The sequence below is a fragment of the Dinoroseobacter sp. S76 genome (assembly GCF_049801095.1).
GTDB lineage: Bacteria > Pseudomonadota > Alphaproteobacteria > Rhodobacterales > Rhodobacteraceae > Dinoroseobacter.
This window is the reverse complement of sequence record NZ_JBNAGH010000004.1, coordinates 119,768-143,451: the sequence shown is the minus strand read 5'-3', so window position 1 is coordinate 143,451 and position 23,684 is coordinate 119,768. Positions and strand designations below refer to the sequence as shown.

The following is a 23,684-nucleotide window of genomic DNA, read 5'->3' as shown; positions in this document are numbered from 1 at the left end:
AGTATCGGGACGGGTTTCCTTTCGGCAACCTGCGCTCATCTTTGGCGTGCTGCGGAACCCACGAAGTTTGCGCGGAGTCCGGAATACGACGTAGAGTGACGATTCTGGCGTTGCAATCGGTTTCAAAAACCGGACCCTGCGCCGCAAGGAGGCACATGCACATGGCGCTTGATGACAAAACCGATCCCGACAAAGGCGTATGGAAGTCCGCCAAGGGCAAGGGGCGCAAGACGCCCAAGGGCCGTCAGGTTGAGGATCAGCCTTGGGACGAGGTCCGCGCGCTTTTAGGCGATCGCCCGCGCCAGCGCGATCTGCTGATCGAATTCCTGCATCTGATCCAGGACGCCTATGGCTGCCTGTCGGCGGCCCATTTGCGCGCCCTCGCCGAGGAGATGCGCCTGTCGCAGGCCGAGGTGTTCGAGGTCGCGAGCTTCTACGCCCATTTCGACATCGTGAAAGAGGGGGAGACCCCGCCGCCCGCCCTCACCATCCGGGTTTGTGACAGCCTGTCTTGCGAGATGGCCGGAGCGCAGGCTCTGAAATCCGCACTGGAGGACGGTCTCGACCCGTCCGATGTCCGCGTGCTGCGCGCGCCCTGCATGGGCCGCTGTGCCACGGCCCCGGTTCTGGAGCTCGGTCACAACCATATCGATCACGCCACGCCCGAGAAGGTCCATGCGGCCATCGCGGCGGGCCACACCCATCCCACCATTCCCGACTATGAGGATCTGGCCGCCTACCAGGCCGAGGGAGGCTATGCCGCCCTGTCCGATCTGCGTGCTACGGGCGATTGGCAGGAGGTGCAGGGCAAAATTAAGGAGAGTGGTCTGCGCGGCCTCGGTGGCGCGGGCTTCCCCTCGGGTACCAAATGGGGCTTCGTGCGGGGCAATCCCGGTCCGCGCTATCTCGCCGTGAACGGCGATGAGGGCGAGCCCGGAACCTTCAAGGACCGTTACTATCTGGAGCGTACGCCGCATCTCTTCCTCGAGGGGATGCTGATCGCCGCCTGGGCGGTCGAGGCGGATCGCTGCTACATCTATATGCGCGACGAATACCCCGCCGTGCTCGAGATCCTGCGCAGTGAGATTGCAGCCCTTGAGCAGGCCAAGCTGGTCGCGCCGGGCTATATCGACCTGCGCCGCGGTGCAGGTGCCTATATCTGCGGCGAAGAAAGCGCGATGATCGAGAGCATCGAGGGCAAGCGCGGCATGCCCCGGCACCGGCCACCTTACGTGGCGCAGGTCGGGATCTTTGGTCAGCCGACCCTCGTCCACAATGTCGAGACCCTGCATTGGATCGCCAAGATCTGTCGCGAGGGACCCGAGGTGCTGAACACGACGACCCATAACGGGCGGACGGGTCTGCGCAGCTATTCGGTCTCGGGCCGAGTGGCGGAACCGGGTGTCTACCTGCTCCCTGCAGGCTCGACCATTCTCGATATCATCGAGGCGGCAGGCGGCATGGCCGAGGGCCATGTGTTCAAAGCCTATCAGCCCGGGGGGCCATCCTCGGGGCTCTTGCCGGCCTCCACGGCGGATGTGCCGCTCGATTTCGACACGCTCCAACCACTCGGGACCTTCATCGGCTCGGCCGCGGTGGTGATCTTGTCCGATCAGGACCGGGCGCGGGACGCGGCGCTCAACATGCTCCGCTTCTTCGAGGATGAGAGCTGCGGGCAATGCACGCCCTGCCGGGTCGGCTGCGAAAAGGCGGTCAAGCTGATGCAGGACGACAGCTGGGATGCCGGCCTTCTGACCGAGCTTTGCACCGCCATGGCCGATGCTTCGATCTGCGGTCTGGGGCAGGCGGCTCCGAACCCGATCCTGTCCACGCTCAAGCATTTCCCGGAGGAGATATGAGCAGCGACCTTGGCGCTTTCTCCATCAGTCTGGCGGTCAAGGATCTCGACGCCTCGATCGCCTTCTACGAGAAACTCGGCTTCGCGGCCCTGGGTGGCGGCGAAGGCTGGAGGATGATGAAGATGGGCGACAAGGTGATTGGCCTCTTCCAGGGCATGTTCGACAAGAACATGCTGACCTTCAATCCGAGCTGGGACCAAGACGCCGAGGCCCTGGAGAGTTTCACCGATATCCGCGCGCTGCAAACCGAGCTGAAGGCGCGCGGCCTGACCCTCAAGAGTGAGGTCGATCCGGAGAGCACCGGCCCGGCCTCGATCATGCTGGAGGATCCGGATGGCAATCCCATCCTGATCGACCAACACCGATGACGACCCTTTCCGTAACGCCCCCCGCATCTGCAAGGATCTGACCCATGGCTGACGGCACCCAACTTCAAACCGTGACCTTCACGCTTGATGGCGAGACTGTGACGGCCGAGGCAGGCACCACCATCTGGGAGGTCGCCAATGGCCGCGGCCTCAAGATCCCGCATCTCTGCCACAAGCCTGCGCCGGGGTACCGCCCCGATGGCAATTGCCGCGCCTGTATGGTCGAGATCGAGGGGGAGCGCACGCTGGCGGCCTCCTGCATCCGCGAACCCTCGGATGGCATGGTGGTGACCACCAATTCCGCCCGCGCCGAGAATGCGCGCAAGATGGTGGTCGAGATGCTGGTCACGGATCAGCCCGCCCGGGATGCGGCCCATGACAAATCCTCCCATCTGTGGGACATGGCCGATGCGACCGGCGTCGCGGACAGCCGCTTTCCCAAGCTGGAAACCCCGCGCATCCCACTGCTCGATGACAGCCATGTGGCGATGTCGGTCAATCTCGACGCGTGTATCCAATGCGGGCTCTGCGTGCGGGCGTGCCGCGAGGTGCAGGTCAATGACGTGATCGGCATGGCCGGGCGCGGGCATGACGCCTATCCGGTCTTCGATCTGAATGACCCCATGGGGGCGAGCTCCTGCGTGGCCTGTGGCGAATGCGTGCAGGCCTGCCCGACGGGCGCGCTGATGGAGTCGAAACTCCTCGACGATGCGCAGGTCGGCGACAGCCAAGCCCATGACGAGGAGGTCACCTCGGTCTGCCCGTTCTGCGGCGTCGGCTGTCAGGTCTCTCTCAAGGTCAAGGATGGCAAGATCATCAAGGCCGACGGGATCAACGGCCCGGCCAATGAGGGGCGGCTCTGCGTCAAGGGGCGCTTCGGCTTTGACTATATCCACCACCCGCACCGGCTGACCAAGCCGCTGATCCGTCGCGATGATGCGCCGGAAAAGGGGCTGAACGTCGATCCGTCCAATCCCTGGACCCATTTCCGCGAAGCCACCTGGGAGGAGGCGCTGGACAAGGCCGCCCATGGCCTCGTGGATCTGCGCAGCTTCTATGGCGGCAAGTCGATTGCCGGGTTCGGCTCGGCGAAATGCACCAATGAAGAGGCCTATCTCTTCCAGAAGCTGATCCGCCAGGGTTTTGGCCATAACAACGTGGATCACTGCACGCGGCTTTGCCATGCCTCCTCCGTGGCGGCTCTGATGGAAAACGTGGGCTCCGGGGCCGTGACCGCGACTTTCAACGAGATCGAGAACGCGGATCTGGCGATCGTGATCGGGTCGAACCCGACCGAGAACCACCCGGTCGCCGCGACCTTCTTCAAGCAGTTTGCCAAGCGCGGTGGCGAGCTGATCGTGATGGACCCGCGCGGTCAGGCGCTCAAGCGGCACGCGGCGCATATGCTGCAATTCCGCCCGGGCACGGATGTGGCGCTGCTCAACGGGATCATGAATGTGATCGTCGAAGAGAAGCTCTATGACCGTCAGTATATCGAGGGGTTCACCGAAGGGTTCTTTGAGTTCCGCGACCATATCCGGGCCTTCACGCCGGAGCGGATGTCCGAGCTCTGCGGGATCGAGGCCGAGACGATCCGCACCGTCGCGCGCAGCTTCGCCGATGCCAAGGCGGCGATGATCTTCTGGGGGATGGGCGTCAGCCAGCACATCCACGGCACCGACAATGCCCGCTGCCTGATCTCGCTGGCACTGCTCTGCGGTCAGGTGGGGCGTCCGGGCTCGGGCCTCCACCCGCTGCGCGGTCAGAACAACGTGCAAGGTGCCTCCGATGCGGGGCTGATCCCGCAGGTTCTGCCGGATTATCAGAGCGTTACGGATCCCGAAGTGCGCGAGCTCTTCCGGCATATCTGGAAAGGCACCCAGATCGAGGAGGCGCCCGGCCTCACGGTGGTCGAGATCATGGACCGCGTTTATCGCGGCGAGATCCGGGGGATGTATATCCTCGGCGAGAACCCGGCCATGTCCGACCCGGATGTGGAGCACGCGCGCAAGGCGCTGGCCCATCTCGACCATCTCGTGGTGCAGGATATCTTCCTGACCGAGACCGCGAATTATGCGGATGTGATCCTGCCCGCCAGCGCCTTCCCCGAGAAAAACGGCACCGTGACCAACACCAATCGCCAGGTGCAGATGGGCCGCAAGGCCGTGGACGCGCCGGGCGAGGCGCGCGAGGACTGGCAGGTGATCGTCGATCTTGCGAACCGGATCGGGCTCGATTGGGACTACGACACGCCGCGCATGGTCTTCAACGAGATGAAGATGTCCATGCGCTCGCTCCACCACATCACCTGGTCGCGACTGGAGGATGAGGGGGCGGTGACCTATCCGTCGCTCTCGAACACGGATCCGGGGCAGTCCATCGTCTTTGGCGACGGCTTCCCGCGCCGGGCCGGGCGCGCCATGTTCACGCCCGCGCGCGTCACGCCGCCCGCCGAGGTGCCGGATGAGCGCTATCCGATGATCCTGACCACGGGACGGCAGCTCGAACACTGGCATACGGGCTCCATGACCCGGCGCGCCACCGTGCTCGACGCGGTGGAGCCGGAGGCGAATTGCTCGCTCCATCCCAAGACCCTGCGCAAGCTCGGGGTCGAGCCGGGCGGGACCGTGCGGCTCACCACGCGCCGGGGTTCGGTCGATGTGATGGCCCGGGCCGACCGCGCCGTGGCCGAAGATATGGTCTTTCTGCCCTTCGCCTATGTGGAGGCCGCGGCCAACATCCTGACCAATGCCGCGCTCGATCCTTACGGCAAGATTCCGGAGTTCAAATACTCCGCCGTGCGGGTCGAGAAGCCCATGCCGAGCGTCGCCGCCGAGTAGCGTTTGGCGGCGCTTGCGCGCCGCTTCGCAGCAGGACGATCGTCAAAACCGCCTCGGGTTACGGACCGGGGCGGTTTTGCTTTTTCGACCCTTGCGCCGATTATTGAGACTCGCAGTCTCACTTATTGCACGGAAATGCTGCAATGCCGCATTTTGCGACTCACCGGGCGCACGCGCGTCGCCTTGCCAGAGGCGCAAGCCCGCGCAGCAGGTCGCTCTGACGCCCATCGGAAACGCGAGCGCAATTGCGGTCTGTTTGCGCCGCAGAAGAGGCCGAAAATGTCGGCCAGAGAACATTGCGAGATGCGCATCCAAGGTGCATTCAGGACAGAGACCTTTTGTTGAGAAAGACCGCCGACCATGTCCGACATCGAGATCGCCCGCGCCGCCACCAAGAAGCCGATCCAGGAGATCGGTGCCACGCTTGGCATCAGCAGCGATGACCTGCTGCCCTATGGCCACGACAAGGCCAAGGTCAGCCAGAGCTTCATCAACTCGGTGCAGGACCGCCCCGATGGCAAGCTCGTCCTCGTGACCGCGATCAACCCGACCCCGGCGGGCGAGGGCAAGACCACCACCACCGTGGGCCTTGGCGACGGTCTGAACCGGATCGGCAAGAAGGCCTGTGTGTGTATCCGCGAAGCCTCCCTCGGGCCGAACTTCGGCATGAAGGGCGGGGCCGCTGGCGGCGGTTATGCCCAGGTCGTGCCCATGGAGGATATGAACCTCCATTTCACCGGCGACTTCCACGCGATCACCTCGGCGCATTCGCTGCTCTCGGCGATGATCGACAACCATATCTACTGGGGCAACTCACTGGAGATCGACATCCGCCGCGTCACCTGGCGCCGCGTCGTCGACATGAATGACCGCGCCCTGCGTCAGATCACGGCGAGCCTCGGTGGCGTCGCCAATGGCTTCCCACGTGAGGCGGGCTTCGACATCACCGTGGCCTCCGAGGTCATGGCGATCCTGTGCCTTGCCAAGGATCTGCAGGACCTCGAGAAGCGTCTGGGCGATATGATCGTCGCCTATCGTCGGGATCGTTCGCCGGTCTTCTGCCGGGACATCAAGGCCGAGGGCGCGATGACCGTCCTCTTGAAGGACGCGATGCAGCCGAACCTCGTGCAGACGCTGGAGAACAACCCGGCCTTCGTCCATGGCGGGCCGTTTGCGAATATCGCCCATGGCTGTAACTCCGTGATCGCGACCACGACCGCGCTCAAGGTTGCCGATTACGTGGTGACCGAGGCGGGCTTCGGCGCGGATCTGGGCGCTGAGAAGTTCATGAACATCAAGTGCCGCAAGGCCGGGCTCGCGCCCGATTGCGTGGTGCTGGTCGCCACCGTGCGCGCCATGAAGATGAATGGCGGCGTGGCCAAGGCCGATCTCGGGGCCGAGAATGTGGCGGCGGTCGAGGCGGGCTGCGCAAACCTCGGACGCCATATCGGCAACCTCAAGAGCTTTGGTGTACCGGTGGTCGTGGCGATCAACCACTTCGTCACCGACACCGAGGCCGAGATCCAGGCGGTCAAGGACTACGTGGCGGGCCAGGGCTCCGAGGCGATCCTGTCGCGCCACTGGGAGCTCGGCTCCGAAGGCTCCGCCGAACTCGCGACCCGCGTGGCCGAGATCGCCGAGAGCGGCACCTCGCAATTCTCGCCGATCTACCGGGATGAGATGCCGCTTCTGGAGAAGATCGAGACCATCTCCAAGCGGATTTACCGGGCCGACAAGGTCATCGCGGACAAGAAGATCGTCGATCAGCTCAAGCTCTGGGAAGAGCAGGGCTATGGCAATCTGCCGGTCTGCATGGCCAAGACCCAGTACTCTTTCTCGACCGATCCGAATGAGCGCGGCGCGCCCACCGGTCACTCGATCCCGGTGCGCGAAGTGCGGCTTTCGGCGGGGGCAGGCTTCATCGTCGTGGTCTGCGGCGAGATCATGACCATGCCCGGTCTGCCGCGCGTGCCCTCGGCCGAGCATATCCGCCTCAATGACGCAGGGGAGGTCGAAGGCCTCTTCTAGGATAGGCCGCTGCCCCGTCGCCATGGTAGGAGACGGGGCAACAGCCCCAGGAAAGGACAAGATGATGCGCGCCCCCCACGAGTGTCAGAGCATGCAGGAACTCCGCGTCGAGATCGACGCGCTGGATACGGAACTGGTCACCCTTCTGGCCCGGCGCGCGGGCTATATCGACCGGGCGATCACCCTCAAGCAGCAGGAGAACCTGCCGGCCCGCACCGTGGATCGGGTGGCCGAGGTCCTCGCCAATGTGCGGTCGCTCGCCGCGTCTCGGGATCTCGACCCGGATCTCGCCGCCGCCCTCTGGCATGAGCTCATCGAGTGGTCCATCGCCCGCGAGGAAGTGGTGCTCGGCGCCGAGGCTGCCGAGGGGCAGGCCTGATGTCCCGGTGCGCGCGCTCTCTGGTTCTGGCCCTGGCGGGCCTGTTGGCAGCGGGTCCGGCTCTGGCGGATCTTGACTGGTTCCAGCATCCGTTCGGAGAGCGTCGCGCCTATGTCCAGGACTGGCTCGCGGTCTGCGAGGATGCGGGCGAGGGGCCGTGCCGGCTCGTGCGCGCCCTGCAGGATGCGCGCGGTCCGGCCTTTGACAGCCGGGTCTCGCTCCATCTCGGGCCCGACGGCTGGCAGATGGAGGTGATGGATCGCGGCATGCCCTCGGACAGCCTGAGCGAGCTGCGCTTTCTCTTTGACGAGACGCTCCTGATCATCGCGACCCGCCGGGATTTCGTGCCCGGCGAACGCCTCCTGCCCAATGTGCTGGAGACTGTCACGCTCACCAATCCCGACCTGACCGCAACGCTCCTGCGAGCGATGCGCGAGGGCGGCGAGATGGTGATCACCTATCGCCCCACCGGGACCGGCGATGCCACCGCGATCTTCCCCCTGCGCGGGGTGACCGCGGGCGTCGACGCCCTGACCCAGATCGAAACGGAAAGACAACCATGACCGCCACTCGTATCGACGGCAAAGCCTTTGCCGCCACCGTTCGTGCCAAAGTCGCCACCCATGTCTCGGCCCTGAAAGAGACCCATGACCTGACCCCGGGTCTGGCCGTGGTGCTCGTGGGCGAGGATCCGGCGAGCCAGGTCTATGTCCGCTCCAAGGGCAAGCAGACCGTGGAGGTCGGCATGAAAAGCGTCGAGCACAAGCTCGATGCGGATACCTCCGAGGCCGACCTGCTCGCGCTGGTCGAGCAGTTGAACCAGGATCCGTCGATCCACGGGATCCTCGTGCAGCTGCCCCTGCCGGACCATATGAACGCGGATAAGGTGATCAACACGATCGATCCCGCCAAGGATGTGGACGGGTTCCATATCTCCAATGTGGGGCTGTTGGGGACCGGGCAGAAGTCCATGGTGCCCTGCACGCCGCTCGGCTGTCTGATGATGCTGCGCGACCACCATGGCAGCCTTTCGGGACTTAACGCCGTGGTGCTCGGGCGCTCGAACATCGTGGGCAAGCCCATGGCGCAGCTGCTGCTGGGGGATAGCTGCACTGTCACCATCGCCCATTCCCGGACCAAGGACCTGCCGGAGGTCGTGCGCGGCGCGGATATCGTCGTGGCCGCCGTTGGGCGCCCGCAGATGGTGCCCGGCGACTGGATCAAGCCCGGCGCCACGGTGATCGATGTGGGCATCAACCGCATCGAAAAGCCCGAGGGCGGCACGCGGCTCGTGGGCGATTGCGATTTTGACAGCTGCGCCGAGGTGGCCGGGGCCATCACGCCAGTGCCGGGCGGGGTGGGGCCGATGACCATCGCCTGTCTGCTGGCCAACACGCTGACCGCCTGCTGCCGGGCCCATGGCCTGCCGGAGCCGGAGGGGCTGACCGCCTGATCGCCCCGAGGGGTCTCTCCTGACAGTCCTTGTCAGGAGGGCTTTGTTACGACCAAGCTCCATGTCGTAACAGGAAAGGACGACCCCATGACGACCCTGCAGCCCGCCCGGACGGTTGAAACCGTGCTCTTCAAACTTGTCCCGGATGCGGATCCGGAGGCGTTTCGCAGCGCCTCCGCGCTTGTGACCCGCTTCGTCGAGCAGCGCCCGGGTTTCATCGCCCGGCGCCTCTCCCATACGGAGGATGGCATCTGGATCGAACACATCGAATGGGCCAGCCTCGCGGAGGCCCAGGCCGCCGCCGCCGCAATCGGTACGGAGGAAAGCCTCGCCGAGTTCATGACTGCGATTGACGGGCCCAGTGTACAGCTCTTTCACAGCACGCTCGATATCTCGGTGAACTAGGCCATGCGGCGCAGCGAACGTCTGGCTGAAATCGTCGAGATCCTGCGCGATGGTCGCTTGCACCGGGCGCAGGACATCGCCGAGACGCTGGAGGTGTCGCTGCGCACCATCTACCGCGATCTCGACACGCTGATCGCCACGGGGATCCCGGTCGAGGGGGCGCGCGGGCTTGGCTACATGCTGCGCGAACCGGTGCTGTTTTCCTCCCTGAACCTGTCCCTTGCGGAGCTGGAGGCGCTCCATCTCGGAATGGCGATCGTGGCCGAAGCCGCTGATCCCGAGCTGCAGGACGCCGCCCAGAGCCTCGCGCGCAAGGTCTCGCAGGCTGCACCTATGGCGCGGGAGGCGCCGCCGCGCTGGGGGCACGGGGTCTATCCCTTCCACCGCGCGCAAGCCGGGTTCCCGCATATGCCGCTCCTGCGGCGGGCGATCCGGGGACGCGAAGTGCTCAGGATCACCTATCGCGCCCTGGATGGGACCGTCTCCACCCGCGAGATCCATCCGCTGCAGATGGAATACTGGGGCCCGGTCTGGACACTGAGCGCGTGGTGTACCTTGCGCGGGGCGTTCCGCGTGTTCCGAACCGATCGACTGGAGGCATGCCGCGGCACGGGTGCGACCTTCGCCGTGACACCGGGGCAGGAGCTTGCCGATTACCTGGCCAGCATCGGGTAACTCGCCGCCATGGCGTCGTTTCTGTTAGGGCTCTTGTGCGGGAGTGGGCTTGGGCCATGCGGGCCTTGGCACCGGCATTGGGCCCTTAACGCACAGGATTTTCGCCTGTCAAAGCCAGATCAGACACAGCGCTCCGGCAAGAAAACCATCGCCGCATGGCTGGATTTGGTATACAAAAATCATAGGTACTAGGCCAACTCGCGACCATTCAGGACACCGCCATGAACGACGCCTCCCCGAGGATCAACGCCGCTGAACATGCCTATCGCACGATCCGCGCGAATATTGTCTCGGGCCTGTTGCAGGAGGGCGAGCGCCTGACGGAGAAGCGCCTGAGTGATGATCTCGGCCTCAGCCGCACGCCCGTGCGCGAGGCCATCGGGCGGCTGATCCTTGAGGGGTTTGTTGAGCGGCAATCGGGATACACCACCCGGGTTGCGAAGTTCCCCGAAGACGAGATCGAGCAGATCTTTCAGATCCGCAAGCTGCTGGAGACCTATTCCGCCCAACGGGCCGCGCGCCATGCCACGGAGGAGGATATCGCCGCGCTCAAGGAGATCCTCGTCGATATGCGCGCCCATACGCCGCCTCGGTCGGACGAGGATTATCACATCCTGACCGAGGCGAATGAGCGGTTTCACCGGCGCATCGTCATGGCGGCGCGCTCGCCCCGGCTGACGGCGCTGATGACCATGGCCTTTGATGTGGGGATGGTGACGCGGACCTACCGGATCTATTCGGATGCAGACCTGATCCGCAGCCTGCATCACCATGCGGAGCTGATTGACGCCATCGAAGCGCGCGCTCCGGAATGGGCCGAGAGCCTGATGGCGACCCATCTCTTGGCAGGGGCGTCCAAGGTCTTTGAGATGACCAAGGCGCTGGGGCGCAAACCCGATGCCTGAGACCGCGCGCCCGGTGCGACGCGCGCTCCTTTTCACCCCGGCCACGCGGCTCGCTGCCGTCCCCAAGGGGTTGGAGAGTGGCGTGGACTGCCTCTGCCTCGACCTCGAAGACGCCGTGCCGCCGGACCAGAAGGTCGCCGCGCGGCCCGGGGCGATTGCCTTTCTCGATGGCGATCCGCGCAAGGCGCTGCGGATCAACGGGCTGCGGACACGGGCCGGGCTGGCGGATCTTGCGGCGGTGGCTAACGCAGCCCCCCAGGGCGGCTTGCTCCTACTGCCCAAGGTTGAGGCATCGGCGGAGCTCGCGCTCGCCGACGCCATCCTGACCGAAGCCGGGTCGGACATGCGCCTTGGCGCGCTGATCGAGAGTGCCGCCGGGCTTGAGGAGGTCGCCGCCATTGCCCGCGCCACCCCAAGGCTGGAGATGCTCCTCTTCGGTGCGGTGGATCTTGCTGCGGATCTTGGGCTCGGTGCGGGGGATGCGCCGCTCGCCTATGCCCGGTCCCGTGTGATCCATGCGGGCAAGGGGGCAGGGCTGCAGGTGCTCGACGTGCCGGAGTTGGCCTTTCGCGATCTGGATCAGGTGGCGGCCCGGGCGCAGGCCGCGCGTGAGTTTGGCTTTACGGGCAAGGCGGCGATCCATCCCTCCAATGTGGTGCCGATCCAGGCGGCCTTCACCCCCAGCGCGGCAGAAATTGCCGAGGCGCGCCGGGTCATGGCGGCCCATGCGGCGGCGCCCTCCGGGCTGGTGGAGCTGGACGGGCGGCTCATCGAAGCCCCCGTCATCCGGGCGATGCAGGCCCGGCTCGAGATCGCGGCAGCCGCAGGGGCCGCGTGAGCGCCCCAGCCGCCTCCGACCCTTGGGACAGGATTGCGCGGGCCGATGCCGCCTTCGGGTTTCTTGAGGATCGCGCCGGGGCCCTGCCACGCGATCGCGCGCGCGCAGGCGGATCCGGCAGCCTCGCCGGGCAGATAATCGGCGTGAAATCGAACATCGCCGTGGCGGATCAGATCTGGAGCGCCGGGATTGCCGAGGGTCGACCGATTGCCGACGCGGACGCACCGGTCGTGGCCCGCTTGCGCGCAGAGGGGGCGCAGACCCTGTCCCGTCTGGTCATGGATGAGGCCGCACTGGGGGCGGCCAGTGACAACCCCCATTTCGGGCGGGTCGAGAACCCGGCCCAGCCCGGCTTCAGTGCCGGGGGCAGCTCGGGGGGATCGGCGGCGGCGGTGGCGAGCGGCGCGCTCCGGCTGGCATTGGGCAGCGATACGCTGGGTTCTGTGCGGATCCCGGCGGCCTATTGCGGCGTGGTCGGGCTCAAGCCTGCGCCGGGGGCCATGCCGCTTGATGATGTGATGCCGCTGGCCCCGGGCTTTGACGCGGTCGGGATCCTTGGGGCGTCCTTGCAGGAGGTCGCGGGGCTCTATGGCCTTTTTGATCCGACACCGGCGGAGACGGGCCTGACCCTGCTGGTGCCCGAGCAAATTGCCGAGATCCCCTGTGCGCCCGAGACAAGCGCGGCCCTCGAGCGGGCGCGCCGCGCGGCGGAGGCGCTTGGCCTGTTGGCCGCGCCCCGACTGGTACAAGAGTGGCAGCCGGAGCTGACGCGCAAGGCCGCGTTTGCAGAGCTCTGCGCCCGGGCGGCTGAGAGCCTTTCGGATGTGGAGGGGCTGAGCCAAACTGTTCAGCGCAGCCTGAGCTACGGTGCCGCGCTGCCGCCAGAACAGCGCGCCGAAGGGGGTGCCCATCTGGCCGCGCTCAGCGCGGGTTTAAACACTCTCTTCGGACAGGGGCATGTTCTGCTCACCCCGACGACCCCGTCCGGCAGCTTTCCCCATGGCAGCCGCCCGCCAAAGGACCAGGCGCGCTTCACGGCGTTGGCAAATGTCGCCGGGGGCGCAGCGCTGTCACTGCCGCTTCCGGGGGATCCCCTGCGCTCGGTCATGCTCACGGGCGCGGCGGGGCAGGAGGCGGGGCTCCTCGCGCTCGCGCGGGATCTGAGCGAAGCGATGGCGCGCGCTTAGTCTGCGAAATGCAGGGTCACTTTCATCGCGCAGCCCCCGGCTTCGGTCCGGGCCCAGAGCGACAACGAGCCCCCGTCGGCGACCCCTTCGAGCCAGAAGGGCGCGGGCGCAAAAAGCGGGCTCATGGCGCGGATCTCGATCTGTCGCAACTGACGCCCCTCGGCCTGCTCCATCCCGAAAGCGATGAGCAAGGTGGCGGTGAGCGGACCGTGGACGATCAGGCCGGGATAGCCTTCCACCTCGCGGGTGTAGTCGGCGTCATAGTGGATCCGGTGGCCGTAGAAGATCAGCGCTGAGTAGCGGAAGAGCAGCACGGGATCCGGTTGGATCCGGCGCGAGAATTGCGCCCCGTCCGGCGCAGGCGGAGCTTGCGGTGGCGGGCTTCCCGGGGCCGGTGGTGCGCGATAGACGATGTTCTGCACCTCCGTCAGGCAGAGCGCGCCCGCGTGGGAGAAGTCATGCGCCACCGTGACAAATCCCAGCTCCCCGGACCGCCCGCTCTTGCGGGTCACATCGCGGATGGTTGTCGTCTTGGTCACCTCCGCACCGAGGGGGAGCGGCGCGTGCAGATCGATGCGTCCCCCGGCCCACATGCGGCGCGGCAGGCCCAGATCCGGCAGGAAACGGCCCAACCGCTCATGCCCGTCCTCGGCGAGGTCCGAGGCTTTGATCTTGGGGTTGAAATAGAGGTAGTGCCAGAAGGGCGGCAGGGGGTCTCCGGGCGCGAGCGTCGCGTCCTGATCGAGGGTCAGCTGCATATGCAGGGCCTGACGCAGATCGAGTGTGTCGATCAGGGTCTCGGTGCGGCCGATGGCCGGATGCGGGGCAGTCATGGTCATTTTCCCTGAAAGATCGGACGCCGCTTTTCGGCAAAAGCGGCCTGGCCCTCGGCATAGTCCGCGCTCGCGAAACACGCGGCGACTTGCGCCTCCACGGCGGCGCGGCTGGCGGCATCCGGGTTCGGCCCGGCGCGCAGGGCGGCCTTCACTGCGCGCAAGGTGAGCGGGGCATTGGCAGCGATCTGTTGCGCGACCTCCGCGACGGTCTCCGCGAGCGCTGCGGCGGGGACACGCCGGTCGATCAGCCCCCAGCGCAGGGCGTCCTCGGCGGGCACCTGCCGCGCGGTAAAGAGCAGATCAGAGGTCGCCGCAGGCCCGATCAGGCGCGCGAGGGCTGCGACCTCATCCGCGGCCACCGCAAGCCCCAGCTTGGCGGGGGTGAAGGCAAAACGCGCTGTCTCGGACGCGAGGCGCATGTCGCAGCGCGTGGCGATCTCGAGCCCGCCGCCGATGCAATAGCCTTGGATCTGGGCGATCACGGGCATGGGCAAAGCGGCGACAGCGCTCAGCGCCCGGTGCACCTGCGCGTTGTAGCGTGCAACCTGCTCCGGCGTGCTGCGCAACGTGGCGAATTCCGAGATATCGGCGCCGGAGACGAAGGCTTTGTCCCCGGTCCCGGTGAGGATCACCACCCGGGTCGTCTCGGGCAGGGCCAGGGCCACATCCCCCAAGGCTTGCCACATGGCAAATGTCATCGCGTTGCGGCGGTCCGGAGCGTTGAACCGGATGGTGGCGATGCCGTCGGCCTCACTCAGCAGAAGCTTGCCGTCCGCATGGGAGGTCTCGCTCATGACGTGCCGCTCCACTGTCCGCCGCCATCCATATCGACCACGGTGCCGTTGAGATACTCAACCCGGGGCGAGGCCATCATGACCGCCAGATCCGCGACCTCCCGCGGGGAGTTCGGGCGACCGAAGGGGAAGGCACCGGGGGCGATCAGCTCCTCCCAGCGGCTCTCATCCCCGAACTCCGCCTTGGCCTTGCCCTTGAAGAACTGCGTCATGCGGTCGGTCAGGGTGGGCGAGGGGTTGATCCCGAGCACCCGGACGCCGGTGCGCTGCGCTTCGGCGCCCAAGGCCTGGGTGAACCCGATCAGGGCGGCATTCCCCGCCGCCCCGCAGATATAGGCGGGCCGGACCGCGCGCCCGCCCATGCCAATGATGTTGAGGATCACGCCGCTGCCGCGCGCTGCCATGGGCGGGTACAGGAGCTGGCAGAGATGGATATAGCCAAAGACCTTGAGTTCCCAGCCCGTGCGCCAATCCTCCATGCTCAGGTCGCGCAGCCCGCCCGCCTTGATCGCGCCCGCGTTGTTCACGAGGATATCGGGCGTGTCGATCTGCGCGTGCAACGCGGCGCGCCCGGCATCGGAGCCGAGATCCGCGCTGAGGATTTTCGGGCGCGATCCGGTCGCTTCGGCAATGGTGTTCTGGGCTTGCACAAGGGCGGTCTTGTCGCGCGCCACAAGGGTGACCGCCGCGCCTTCGGCGGCGAGCGCCGTGCCGATGGCCAGACCGATCCCTTTGGAGCCACCTGTCACAAGCGCTGTTTTTCCGTTCAGTTTCATATCCATCTGCGATGATCCTCACGCCTCGGGCGAGACATAGTACTGGATTTCAAAAAACACACAGCCCTCCGGGGCCGCAAAGGGGCCATGGACCGTTCCCGGCGGGCGGCAGGCATAGGCGGGCGCGGATTGGGCGCTGCCACCACCCCCCTGAGCATCGCAGCCGGAGATCAGGGTGCCTGAGAGCAGATAGACCTCCTCCCAATAGTCATGGACGAATTCCATGGGCGCGATCGTGCCCGGGTCAAAGCGGATCAGGCGCGTGCGCACACCGATCTTGGCCTCCTCGTCCAGCGCGCCGGAGAGGCGCTTTTCCATCACGCCGGGCGCGCCACCGGGCACGGGGGTCCAGCCGGTCTGGAGATCGACGCCGGCGAAGGGGATGGCGGGTTTCAGGTCAGAGAAGGGCGGCATCACGGGCTCCAATCGGGGCAGTTTGGGGCGACAGGGCACGGCGCAAAGCCGCGCGCAAATCGGTCAGGTCGCGCGCCTCGGGCAGGGCAGTGCAGGCGGCGATCAGCGCATGGGCCGCCTCCTCGGAGGCACCGCCATGGGTCAGGTTGCGCAGGACCTTCTCCCGCAGCGTGGTCGGGGAGAGAGGATCCTCCGGATCGCCGGGCGCGGTGCCGCGGTGGAGGACATGGGCCTGGCCGTCCCGGTCCCAGAGCGTCACGCGCGCGCCCATGCGCCGAGGAAAGGCGGCGGTCATCTGCGGATCCTCCCGCAGGGAGATGCGATCGCGCAGGGCCGAGAGCACTGGATCCTGCCGCGCCTCGGTATCGAAATCGGCGAGCTTGGGCGCGCCCCGGGCGAGCGCCACCGCCACGCAATGCTGCAGGCTGAACCGCGCGCCATGGGCGGTGTCCGGGGCGGGCGCGTCGCAAAAGGCCAGCGCGGCGCCATAGGTCATGACCTCGACGCGTTGCGGATCCGGGCCGGGCAATTCCAGCGCGGCGGCGATGGCCGCATGGGTGTGACGACAGGCCGGATAGGGTTTGAAACTCACCTCATGGAGGGCAAAGGGCGCGTCCGGCCGCGCAGAGACCTCTGCCAGCGCGGCCTCCGGATAATAGGTCGCAAAGAAACCCAGATCCCCCTCCAGGATGTGGCGCGGCCCGGTGAACCCGGCGCGGACGAGATCAGCCGCGGCGACACCGTTGCGGGCGGCCAGCGCCGTGGCCAGCTGCTTGCCCGTGCCGGGATCCAGACGGCATTGCCAGATCCCGCTCGCGCCCATCCCCGCTTGCGCGAGGGCCTCGGCGGGTTGGGCGAGCCCGGCGATCTCGGCGGCGGCCATGGCCGCTCCGAATACCCCGCAGGTGGCAGAGTTGTACCAAGGCGCATAACCCTGCGCCGCGGCAGCGCGGCCGATCCGGATCGCCACCTCGTAGCCGGAAACCAGTGCCGCGAGCAGGGCCGGGCCCGACGCGCTCTGCGCGAGTGCTGCGGCGAGGGCTGCCGGGCACACCACATCCCCCACATGGAGGAGCGACGCGCGATGCAGATCATCCATCTCCAGCACATTGCCCAGGGCGCCGGTAACAAAGGCCAGATCGTCGGCCCGCTGGGCTTGGGCGAACCCAACGCCAAGATCCGCCCAGCCGCCATAGCGCAGCGCCGCCTGCCCGGCGGGGCTCGCCTGAGCGGCGGCGATGCAGCCGAGCCAATCCATCAGGTGAAGCGCGGCCCGCGAGAGGTCCGCATCTCCCTTGGGGCGCTGCGCGATCTCCACCAGTTGTTCTGCGAGCGTCAAACTCCGGCCTCCTCTCGCCGTTTCGTATACATTTATATTGGCTGGAGGGCGAAAATGGCGACCTGAAACGGTCGAAATCCCACAGTTTTTCGCAAGACCTGATCAGCTCGTGTATTAGAAAATCCAAGAAAATAAAAGCAAAACAGGAGGTTGGGGCGCTGCGTGTCTCGGTGTGCGCGGAACCCACAGCGATTTTGAATTTTGTCGACAGAATTCGCCTTTTCTTTTTGGAATGCAAATCTACCTCTTTCTGGGTGGGAATGGGATGTGAGGAGGCGTGCGTACGCGCAGGCCGGGGGTCACGCAGAATTTCCGCTCATAAAAACGACGCCACCGCGATGTGGCTTCAACAGGAGAGTGTTCTGCAATGCGACAGACGGAATTCAATCGCCGCCAGATGATGGCACTGATGGGGGCGGGGGCTGCCGCCTCGGCCATGGGGACACGCGCCACCGCGATGGAAGCGCTTAAGCTCTGGGCGCCGGGCATCGCCAAGGTGGGCGGCAGCGACTGGACCGCGATGGAGACGCAGTCGGGCGTCTCCATCGCCAACATCGCCAAGAGTGCGCGCGCCGATGAAGCCATCCAGAAGATGGTCGTGGGCGATGGCAACGCGCTCTATGACGCGATGACCGACAATGGTGGCGGCATGGAAGACGCGCTGGCCTCTCAGGGCGCGATTGTCGAGCTAGACCCGAGCCGGATCCCGAACTGGTCCAACATGCTGGCCACCTATCAGGAGGGCGGCGACAATGCCGACACGATCCGCCATGACGGCAAGGTCGTGGCCGTGCCGTATATCTCGAACGCTGACAGTCTCGCCTTCAATCACGGTGTGATTGGTGAGGAACTGACCTCCTGGGAGGCTCTGTTCGACAGCCAGTTCCGCGGTCGCGCGGCCATGCAGAACGATTATGGTCCGACCCTGACCAACACGGCGATCTATCTCAAGCAGTCCGGCAAAGGCAGCATCGACAACCCGTCGGACATGTCAGAGGACGAGGTGCGTCAGGTCGCCGAATTCCTGATCGACCTGAAAAAGAAGGGTCATTTCCGCACCTTCTGGGACGGGGTTCAGAACGGCTCCGACCTGCTGAGCTCTGAAGAGGTGCTGGTCTCCTCCTGCTGGGAGGTCATCCAGATCTTCGCCGCACGCAAGAATGGCGACGACATCCGCTATGGCTCCATGAAGGAAGGGCACCAGTCCTGGAACAACGTGGTCATGCTCACCAAAGGCGGGCAGGAGCGCGGCATGGAGGATGCGTTCTACAAGCTCGCGAACCTCTATCTCGACCCGTGGTTCGGCTCGCGCACCCTGGCCGGGCTCGGCTTCACGCCGCAGATGAACGGCGTCGGCGAGTATATCGAGGCCAATCCGGGCGATTTCGACGATGACACCAAATCGGTTCTGGCGGAGCGCCTGATGCGCAAGGAAGAGCGTCTCGCGAACCCGGGTAATGCCTGGCAGAACGTCTTCCCGACCAATATTCGCGCCTACCAGGACTGGTGGGCCCGGGTTCAGGCCGCGTAAGCGCGCCATGAGCGTGATGTCCCCGAACGGCTTTGACGGGCTCGCCCCCGTCAAGGCCACGGCCCCCCCGTTGCGCGAGCGTTTCGCGCGCGGGGTCTTTTATCTGCCCATTGTTTTCATGGTGCTGTTCTTTGCCTTGCCCATGGCCCTGACGGTCGTGTTCTCGGTGTTCGAGCGAACCATGTTCTGGATGGAGCCGGGCTTCACGCTCTTTTCCTATGAGAACTTCTTCTTCTCCGCACGGCTGACCAACTTCCTCGACTCGATGAAGTACTCGGCCATCGCGGTGGCCATCTGTTTCGTGCTGGGCTTCCCGATCGCGGTCTTCATCCGAAAATCCCTGCCGCAGGTTGCTCAGCATCGGGTGATCCTGCTGTTTATCCTGCCCTTCATGGTCTCCGAGATCATCCGGGTGTTCGCCCTGCGCCCGGTGCTGCAGCGCAATGGCTTGGTCAACACGACCCTGCAGGATTGGGGCATCATCAACGAGCCCATCACGGCGCTTTTGTATACACATACGGGCGTGGTGATTGGTGAGGTGCTCAGTTTCCTGCCTTTCATTGTCTTCTCGGGCTTTCTCGCCATGGAGGCTGTGCCCAAGCACATCTTCGAGATCTGCGATGATCTGGGCGTCGGAACCTGGCGCAAGTTCCGCGATGTGATCCTGCCCCTGGCCGCGCCCGGGATCTTTGCGGGCAGCGTCTTCATTTTCGTAAACGGGTTGGGCGTGGCGCTCTTGCCGAACATCCTTGGCGGGGCAGGGGCGGTAAATGCGGGCCTGATCGCGACCCAGGCGATCACGGCGCTCGACTTCCCGCTCGCCATGGCGGTGAGCGCGATCATGATGGCGACGCTCATGGGGCTGCTCTATCTCGGGCACCGGCTCTTTGACCTCACCAAGATCCTGACACCGTTGAATTGAGGGCGCGCCATGACCGATGATTTCGCCAATCCGTGGCTCTATCGCCTGAAATGGGCCTATATGCTTTTGATCGTCACGACGCTGATGGCGCCGGTGATGTATGTGATGTATATTTCGTTTAACGCCAATGGCTTCGGCGCGAATGAATATGTCTTTACATGGGAATGGTATGGCCTGATTTTTCAGGATCAGCTGCTGCTGGGCGCCCTGCGCTGGACCTTGTCGCTGGCGGTCGTCGTGACGCTGATCGCGGTGCCCATGGCCCTGATCTCGGCCAAGCTTTACAAGCAGAGCACGAACAAACTGCCGATTGTGTTCCTGATGCTGGCGCCGCTCTTCGTGCCGCCGGATATCCTTGGCTCAGCGCTCTTGGTGTTTTTCAAGAACCTCAACCTGACCTTTGCATGGTTCGGCGACCTGCTCGGCGTCAACTTCATGGATGGCTGGTTTCAGCTCGGCTTTTCCACCGCCGTGATCGGGCTGATCATCTACACGATCCCCTATTCCTTCATCGTGATCCTGATCACCATGGGGCGCTATCGGTCGGAACAGACCGAGGCCGCGCGGGCCTGCGGCGCCGATGGCTGGCGCGCATTCTGGGATATCGAATTTCCGCAGATCCGTGCGGGGGTGTTCAGCGCGTGTTCCTTCACGGTGATCCTGTGTTTCAACGAATACACGCGCACGAGCCTGCTCAAAGGCGGGTTCGACACCTTCACCACCGTGCTGATCAGCCAGATGCTCAACACCGGCATGTCCCCGCAGAGCTATGCCATGTCGAGCCTTGTGAGTTTCATCGCCATTGCCGTCATCGGCTCCATCATCGTCTTTACCATGATCCGCTCCGACAGCCTGTCGCGCACCGCGCGCGCCAAGGCCGCGCCGGTCATGTCCACCTAGAGCCACGGGAGCTTGACCATGTCGTCTCAGCCCAAACCGCCCGCCGTCGAAGTCCGGAACCTGTGCAAGAATTACGGTTCTGTGCAGGCGTTGAAGAATGTGGATCTGACCATCGAGGCGGGGGAGTATTTCGTGCTGCTCGGGCCCTCGGGCGGGGGCAAGACCACGCTTCTGCGGACCATTGGCGGGTTTCACAAGGCCACCTCGGGTGAGGTCCTGCTCAATGGGCGCGATGTGGGGCATCTGCCGCCGGATCAACGCTCCACCACCATGGTGTTTCAGGCCTATGCGCTGTTCCCGCATATGACAGTGCTGGCCAATGTGGGCTACGGGCTCACGGTGGCGGGGCTGCCCAAGGCGCAGGTGGCCGAGAAATCCGCGGCCATGCTCGATATGGTCGGGCTGACCGGGTTCGCCGATCGGAAACCCCATGAGCTGAGCGGGGGGCAGCAGCAGCGGGTGCAGCTGGCGCGGGCCATGGTGCTCGACCGGGATGTCCTGCTACTGGATGAGCCGCTCGCAGCACTCGATGCGCAGTTGCGCAAGGACATGTGCCTCGAACTCAAGCACCTGCAGGAGAAGGTCGGCATCACCTTCATCCATGTGACCCACAACCAGGAGGAGGCGATGACCGTCGCCGACCGCATCGCGCTAGTGGCCGATGGGGAGCTGGTGGAGCATGGCCGTGCCCGCGACATCTACCGCGCGCCAGAGCGGCGCTTCACCGCCAGCTTTGTGGGGGAAAACAACCTGCTGACCGGCCATGTATCCGATGTGAACGGGGTGAGCTGCACTGTCGATGTGGCAGGCGCACAGCTCAAGGTGCAAAAGCGCGGCAAGGAGGTCACGGGCGGCCAAAGCGTGGATCTCTCGATCCGCTCCGAGCTTGTGGGGCTGAGCCGCGCCAGCGACGCCAATGCGGGCGCGGATGGGCATTCGATCCTCGGCAGCTATGATGAGAGCGTCTATCTCGGCCTGACCACCTCCCATCTGGTGCGCCTGCCCAACGGGGTCGAGATGATCTCGCGTTCGATCTCGGATTCCCTCGACGACATGCCCGAGCCCGGCGAGCCCGTGCGCCTGCACTGGCAGCCCGAGGCGATCCGCCTGCATGTGAACTGAGCCCATGCTGCCCAACTGGTCCAACCCCCGGATCCCCTACCAGATGGCCACGGCGCGCAAGCCGCTGAGCCCCCTGCGGGGAAAGCCGTTGATCGTGCATGTGGTCATGAATATCGAATACTGGCCCTTCGACCGGCCCATGCCGCGTGGGATCATCCCGGCGCCCCACGGGGCCACGCCCGCACCGCCGGATGTGCCGAACTACGCTTGGGTCGAATACGGGATGCGCTGCGGCATGCCCCGGATCATGGAGATGCTGGCTCAGCGGAACCTGCCGGCCTCGGCCTTTCTCAACGCGCAGGTGGGCGAGATCTATCCGGACCTGACCGAGGCGGTGATCGCCGCAGGATGGGAGTTGGTGGGCCATGGCTGGTTCCAGCAGAGCCTCAAGGCCGTCGAGGATGAGCGCGCCGTGATCCGCCAGAGCCTCGCCAAGCTCGAAGAGCTCGGTGGGCGGCGCGCCCGGGCCTGGCTCGGTTGCGGGTTGGGGGAGACTTACCAAACGCCGGATATCCTCGCCGAGGAGGGGGTCGAGTTCCTCCATGACTGGACGCTGGATGACCTGCCATGCTGGATGCGCACGGCCCATGGGCCCATGGTCGCGCTGCCCTATACGTTCGAGCTCAACGATGTGCCGGTCTACGCGATCCAATCCGGCAGCTCGGACGAATACCTCAATCGGGTTGAGGCGACGCTGGCGGTCTATGAGCGCGAGATGGCGCGCACGGGTCAGCCGCGCATTATCACACTGGCCCTGCACCCCCATATCATTGGGGTGCCGCATATCGCCTATCACTTTGAAAAGGCGCTCGATCTGCTTGCCTCGCGCGATGACACCGTCTTCGTCACCTCAAGCGAGATGGGCGATTGGTTCGTCGCCGCCGATGGCACGGGGGGGCGCGATCTGGAACCTTTCATCGGAGGAGGCCCGCGATGACGGCCCTGTCTCATCTCAAGGTGCTGGACCTGACCCGGGTGCGGGCGGGGCCGACTTGCTGCCGGGTGCTGGCGGATTTCGGGGCGGATGTGATCAAGATCGAAGCGCCCCAGGGCGTGGACCCGAATGCGGGGATCAGCGGTGCGCGGCATGGCTATGACATGCTCAACCTGCATCGCAACAAACGCTCCCTGACCCTGAATCTCAAGAAACCCGAGGGGCTCGCGGTGTTCCGCAAGATGGTCGAGACGGCGGATGTGGTGGTCGAGAATTTCCGCCCGGATGTGAAGGACCGGCTCGGCATCGGCTATGAGGCCCTGGCCGAGATCAATCCGCGGATCATTCTCGCCTCGATCTCGGGCTTTGGGCAGGATGGCCCCTATGCCAGGCGCGCCGGTTTTGATCAGATCGCCCAGGGGATGGGCGGCATGATGGGGGTCACGGGCATGCCGGGCGAGGGCCCCATGCGCGCGGGCGCCGCCGTGGCCGACAGCACCTCTGGCATCTACGCGGCCACGGGGATCCTCGTGGCGCTGGCCGAGCGCGAACGTTCCGGGCATGGGCAATGGGTGGCGACCTCTCTGCTGGAGGCGCAGATCGCGCTGATGGATTTTCAGGCCGCGCGCTATCTGGTCGAGGGGGAGGTGCCGCCGCAATCGGGCAATGACCACCCTTACGTGACGCCCATGGGGGTGATCGCAACCGCCGATGGCTATCTCAATCTTGGGGTCGGCGGGGACAGCCAATGGCGCGCGTTCTGCGCGGCGATCGGGGTGCCGGAGTGGGCGGATCAGCCGGACTATGCGACGGCGGAGGCCCGCTTTGCCCACCGCCCGCAGCTTTGGGAAGCGCTCCAGCCGATCTTTGCCGAAAAGACGACCACAGACTGGGTCGAGCTCCTGGAGGCCGCAGGCGTGCCCGCGGGCCCGATCTACACCATGGATGAGGTCTTTGCCGATCCGCAGGTGCAGCATCTGGGCATGGCCGCGCCGGTGGAGCACCCGGTGCGCGGCGAGACCAAACTGGTGGCGCAGCCCGTGACCCTGTCGCGGACCCCGGCGGCCGTCACCACCAGTGCCCCGGATGCGGGCGCCCATACGGATGAGATACTCGGCGAATACGGGCTGAGCGCGGCGGAGATCGCCGATCTGCGCGCCTGCAACGCCGTCTAGGAGG

Annotated in this window: 23 protein-coding genes; 18 read left to right on the top strand and 5 right to left on the bottom strand. The window is 65.4% G+C overall.

Features of this window, described 5'->3' with window-relative positions; all coding sequences use genetic code 11:
* Positions 1-161: 161 nt before the first annotated feature.
* The 12 genes from ACP153_RS13845 to ACP153_RS13790 all read left to right on the top strand — a co-directional run bounded on the left by ACP153_RS13845 (position 162) and on the right by ACP153_RS13790 (position 12,937).
* Positions 162-1,859, top strand: a complete 1,698-nt coding sequence (locus ACP153_RS13845) for an NAD(P)H-dependent oxidoreductase subunit E (RefSeq protein WP_424971594.1) — start codon at positions 162-164, stop codon at positions 1,857-1,859.
* Positions 1,856-2,227 carry a VOC family protein gene (locus tag ACP153_RS13840; RefSeq protein ID WP_424971593.1) on the top strand — a complete coding sequence of 124 codons (372 nt, stop codon included), beginning with the start codon at positions 1,856-1,858 and terminating at the stop codon, positions 2,225-2,227. The genes ACP153_RS13845 and ACP153_RS13840 overlap by 4 nt, the downstream gene beginning before the upstream one ends.
* A gap of 44 nt (positions 2,228-2,271) precedes the next feature.
* Positions 2,272-5,067 (top strand): formate dehydrogenase subunit alpha, encoded by a 2,796-nt coding sequence (gene fdhF, locus ACP153_RS13835; protein ID WP_424971592.1) that lies wholly within the window; start codon positions 2,272-2,274, stop codon positions 5,065-5,067.
* Between the two features lie 360 nt (positions 5,068-5,427).
* Positions 5,428-7,095 (top strand): formate--tetrahydrofolate ligase, encoded by a 1,668-nt coding sequence (locus ACP153_RS13830; protein WP_424971591.1) that lies wholly within the window; start codon positions 5,428-5,430, stop codon positions 7,093-7,095.
* A gap of 61 nt (positions 7,096-7,156) precedes the next feature.
* Entirely contained in the window at positions 7,157-7,474 is a 318-nt protein-coding gene (locus ACP153_RS13825; protein ID WP_424971590.1) for a chorismate mutase, read from the top strand.
* Positions 7,474-8,037, top strand: coding sequence for a hypothetical protein (locus tag ACP153_RS13820; RefSeq protein WP_424971589.1), 564 nt, complete (start codon positions 7,474-7,476; stop codon positions 8,035-8,037). Before ACP153_RS13825 ends, ACP153_RS13820 begins: the two co-directional genes overlap by 1 nt.
* The gene (folD, locus tag ACP153_RS13815; RefSeq protein WP_424971588.1) at positions 8,034-8,927 is read left to right on the top strand and encodes a bifunctional methylenetetrahydrofolate dehydrogenase/methenyltetrahydrofolate cyclohydrolase FolD; all 894 of its coding nucleotides are present in this window, start codon (positions 8,034-8,036) and stop codon (positions 8,925-8,927) included. Before ACP153_RS13820 ends, folD begins: the two co-directional genes overlap by 4 nt.
* Positions 8,928-9,014: 87 nt before the next feature.
* Positions 9,015-9,332, top strand: coding sequence for a hypothetical protein (locus tag ACP153_RS13810; RefSeq protein WP_424971587.1), 318 nt, complete (start codon positions 9,015-9,017; stop codon positions 9,330-9,332).
* Positions 9,333-9,335: 3 nt separating this feature from the next.
* Positions 9,336-10,007, top strand: coding sequence for a helix-turn-helix transcriptional regulator (locus ACP153_RS13805; protein ID WP_424971586.1), 672 nt, complete (start codon positions 9,336-9,338; stop codon positions 10,005-10,007).
* Between the two features lie 221 nt (positions 10,008-10,228).
* Positions 10,229-10,912 (top strand): GntR family transcriptional regulator, encoded by a 684-nt coding sequence (locus ACP153_RS13800; RefSeq protein WP_424971585.1) that lies wholly within the window; start codon positions 10,229-10,231, stop codon positions 10,910-10,912.
* Positions 10,905-11,750, top strand: a complete 846-nt coding sequence (locus ACP153_RS13795; RefSeq protein ID WP_424971584.1) for an HpcH/HpaI aldolase/citrate lyase family protein — start codon at positions 10,905-10,907, stop codon at positions 11,748-11,750. The genes ACP153_RS13800 and ACP153_RS13795 overlap by 8 nt, the downstream gene beginning before the upstream one ends.
* The gene (locus tag ACP153_RS13790; protein WP_424971583.1) at positions 11,747-12,937 is read left to right on the top strand and encodes an amidase family protein; all 1,191 of its coding nucleotides are present in this window, start codon (positions 11,747-11,749) and stop codon (positions 12,935-12,937) included. Before ACP153_RS13795 ends, ACP153_RS13790 begins: the two co-directional genes overlap by 4 nt.
* Here ACP153_RS13790 and ACP153_RS13785 read toward each other — a convergent pair.
* From ACP153_RS13785 to ACP153_RS13765, 5 genes are read right to left on the bottom strand one after another with little or no spacing between them, the layout of a single operon-like run.
* Positions 12,934-13,776: an FAS1-like dehydratase domain-containing protein gene (locus ACP153_RS13785; protein ID WP_424971582.1), complete on the bottom strand. Its 843-nt coding sequence runs from the start codon at positions 13,774-13,776 to the stop codon at positions 12,934-12,936. The genes ACP153_RS13790 and ACP153_RS13785 overlap by 4 nt on opposite strands.
* The gene (locus tag ACP153_RS13780; protein WP_424971581.1) at positions 13,773-14,567 is read right to left on the bottom strand and encodes an enoyl-CoA hydratase; all 795 of its coding nucleotides are present in this window, start codon (positions 14,565-14,567) and stop codon (positions 13,773-13,775) included. The genes ACP153_RS13785 and ACP153_RS13780 overlap by 4 nt, the downstream gene beginning before the upstream one ends.
* Positions 14,564-15,349 carry an SDR family oxidoreductase gene (locus ACP153_RS13775; RefSeq protein ID WP_424971580.1) on the bottom strand — a complete coding sequence of 262 codons (786 nt, stop codon included), beginning with the start codon at positions 15,347-15,349 and terminating at the stop codon, positions 14,564-14,566. The genes ACP153_RS13780 and ACP153_RS13775 overlap by 4 nt, the downstream gene beginning before the upstream one ends.
* 12 nt (positions 15,350-15,361) lie before the next feature.
* The gene (locus ACP153_RS13770) at positions 15,362-15,757 is read right to left on the bottom strand and encodes a cupin (protein ID WP_424971579.1); all 396 of its coding nucleotides are present in this window, start codon (positions 15,755-15,757) and stop codon (positions 15,362-15,364) included.
* The gene (locus tag ACP153_RS13765; RefSeq protein WP_424971578.1) at positions 15,741-17,096 is read right to left on the bottom strand and encodes an MmgE/PrpD family protein; all 1,356 of its coding nucleotides are present in this window, start codon (positions 17,094-17,096) and stop codon (positions 15,741-15,743) included. The genes ACP153_RS13770 and ACP153_RS13765 overlap by 17 nt, the downstream gene beginning before the upstream one ends.
* Positions 17,097-17,463: 367 nt before the next feature.
* Here ACP153_RS13765 and ACP153_RS13760 point away from each other — a divergent pair, with 367 nt between their 5' ends.
* The 6 genes from ACP153_RS13760 to ACP153_RS13735 are packed head-to-tail and all read left to right on the top strand — an operon-like array spanning position 17,464 to position 23,680.
* Complete coding sequence (locus ACP153_RS13760) at positions 17,464-18,627, top strand: ABC transporter substrate-binding protein (protein WP_424971577.1); 1,164 nt, start codon at positions 17,464-17,466, stop codon at positions 18,625-18,627.
* Between the two features lie 7 nt (positions 18,628-18,634).
* Positions 18,635-19,549: an ABC transporter permease gene (locus ACP153_RS13755; RefSeq protein ID WP_424971576.1), complete on the top strand. Its 915-nt coding sequence runs from the start codon at positions 18,635-18,637 to the stop codon at positions 19,547-19,549.
* 9 nt (positions 19,550-19,558) lie between these two features.
* Complete coding sequence (locus ACP153_RS13750) at positions 19,559-20,449, top strand: ABC transporter permease (protein WP_424971575.1); 891 nt, start codon at positions 19,559-19,561, stop codon at positions 20,447-20,449.
* 18 nt (positions 20,450-20,467) lie between these two features.
* Entirely contained in the window at positions 20,468-21,571 is a 1,104-nt protein-coding gene (locus ACP153_RS13745; RefSeq protein WP_424971574.1) for an ABC transporter ATP-binding protein, read from the top strand.
* 4 nt (positions 21,572-21,575) lie between these two features.
* On the top strand, positions 21,576-22,508 hold the full coding sequence (locus ACP153_RS13740; protein ID WP_424971573.1) for a polysaccharide deacetylase family protein: 933 nt from the start codon (positions 21,576-21,578) through the stop codon (positions 22,506-22,508).
* Positions 22,505-23,680, top strand: coding sequence for a CaiB/BaiF CoA transferase family protein (locus ACP153_RS13735; protein ID WP_424971572.1), 1,176 nt, complete (start codon positions 22,505-22,507; stop codon positions 23,678-23,680). The genes ACP153_RS13740 and ACP153_RS13735 overlap by 4 nt, the downstream gene beginning before the upstream one ends.
* Positions 23,681-23,684: the final 4 nt, after the last annotated feature.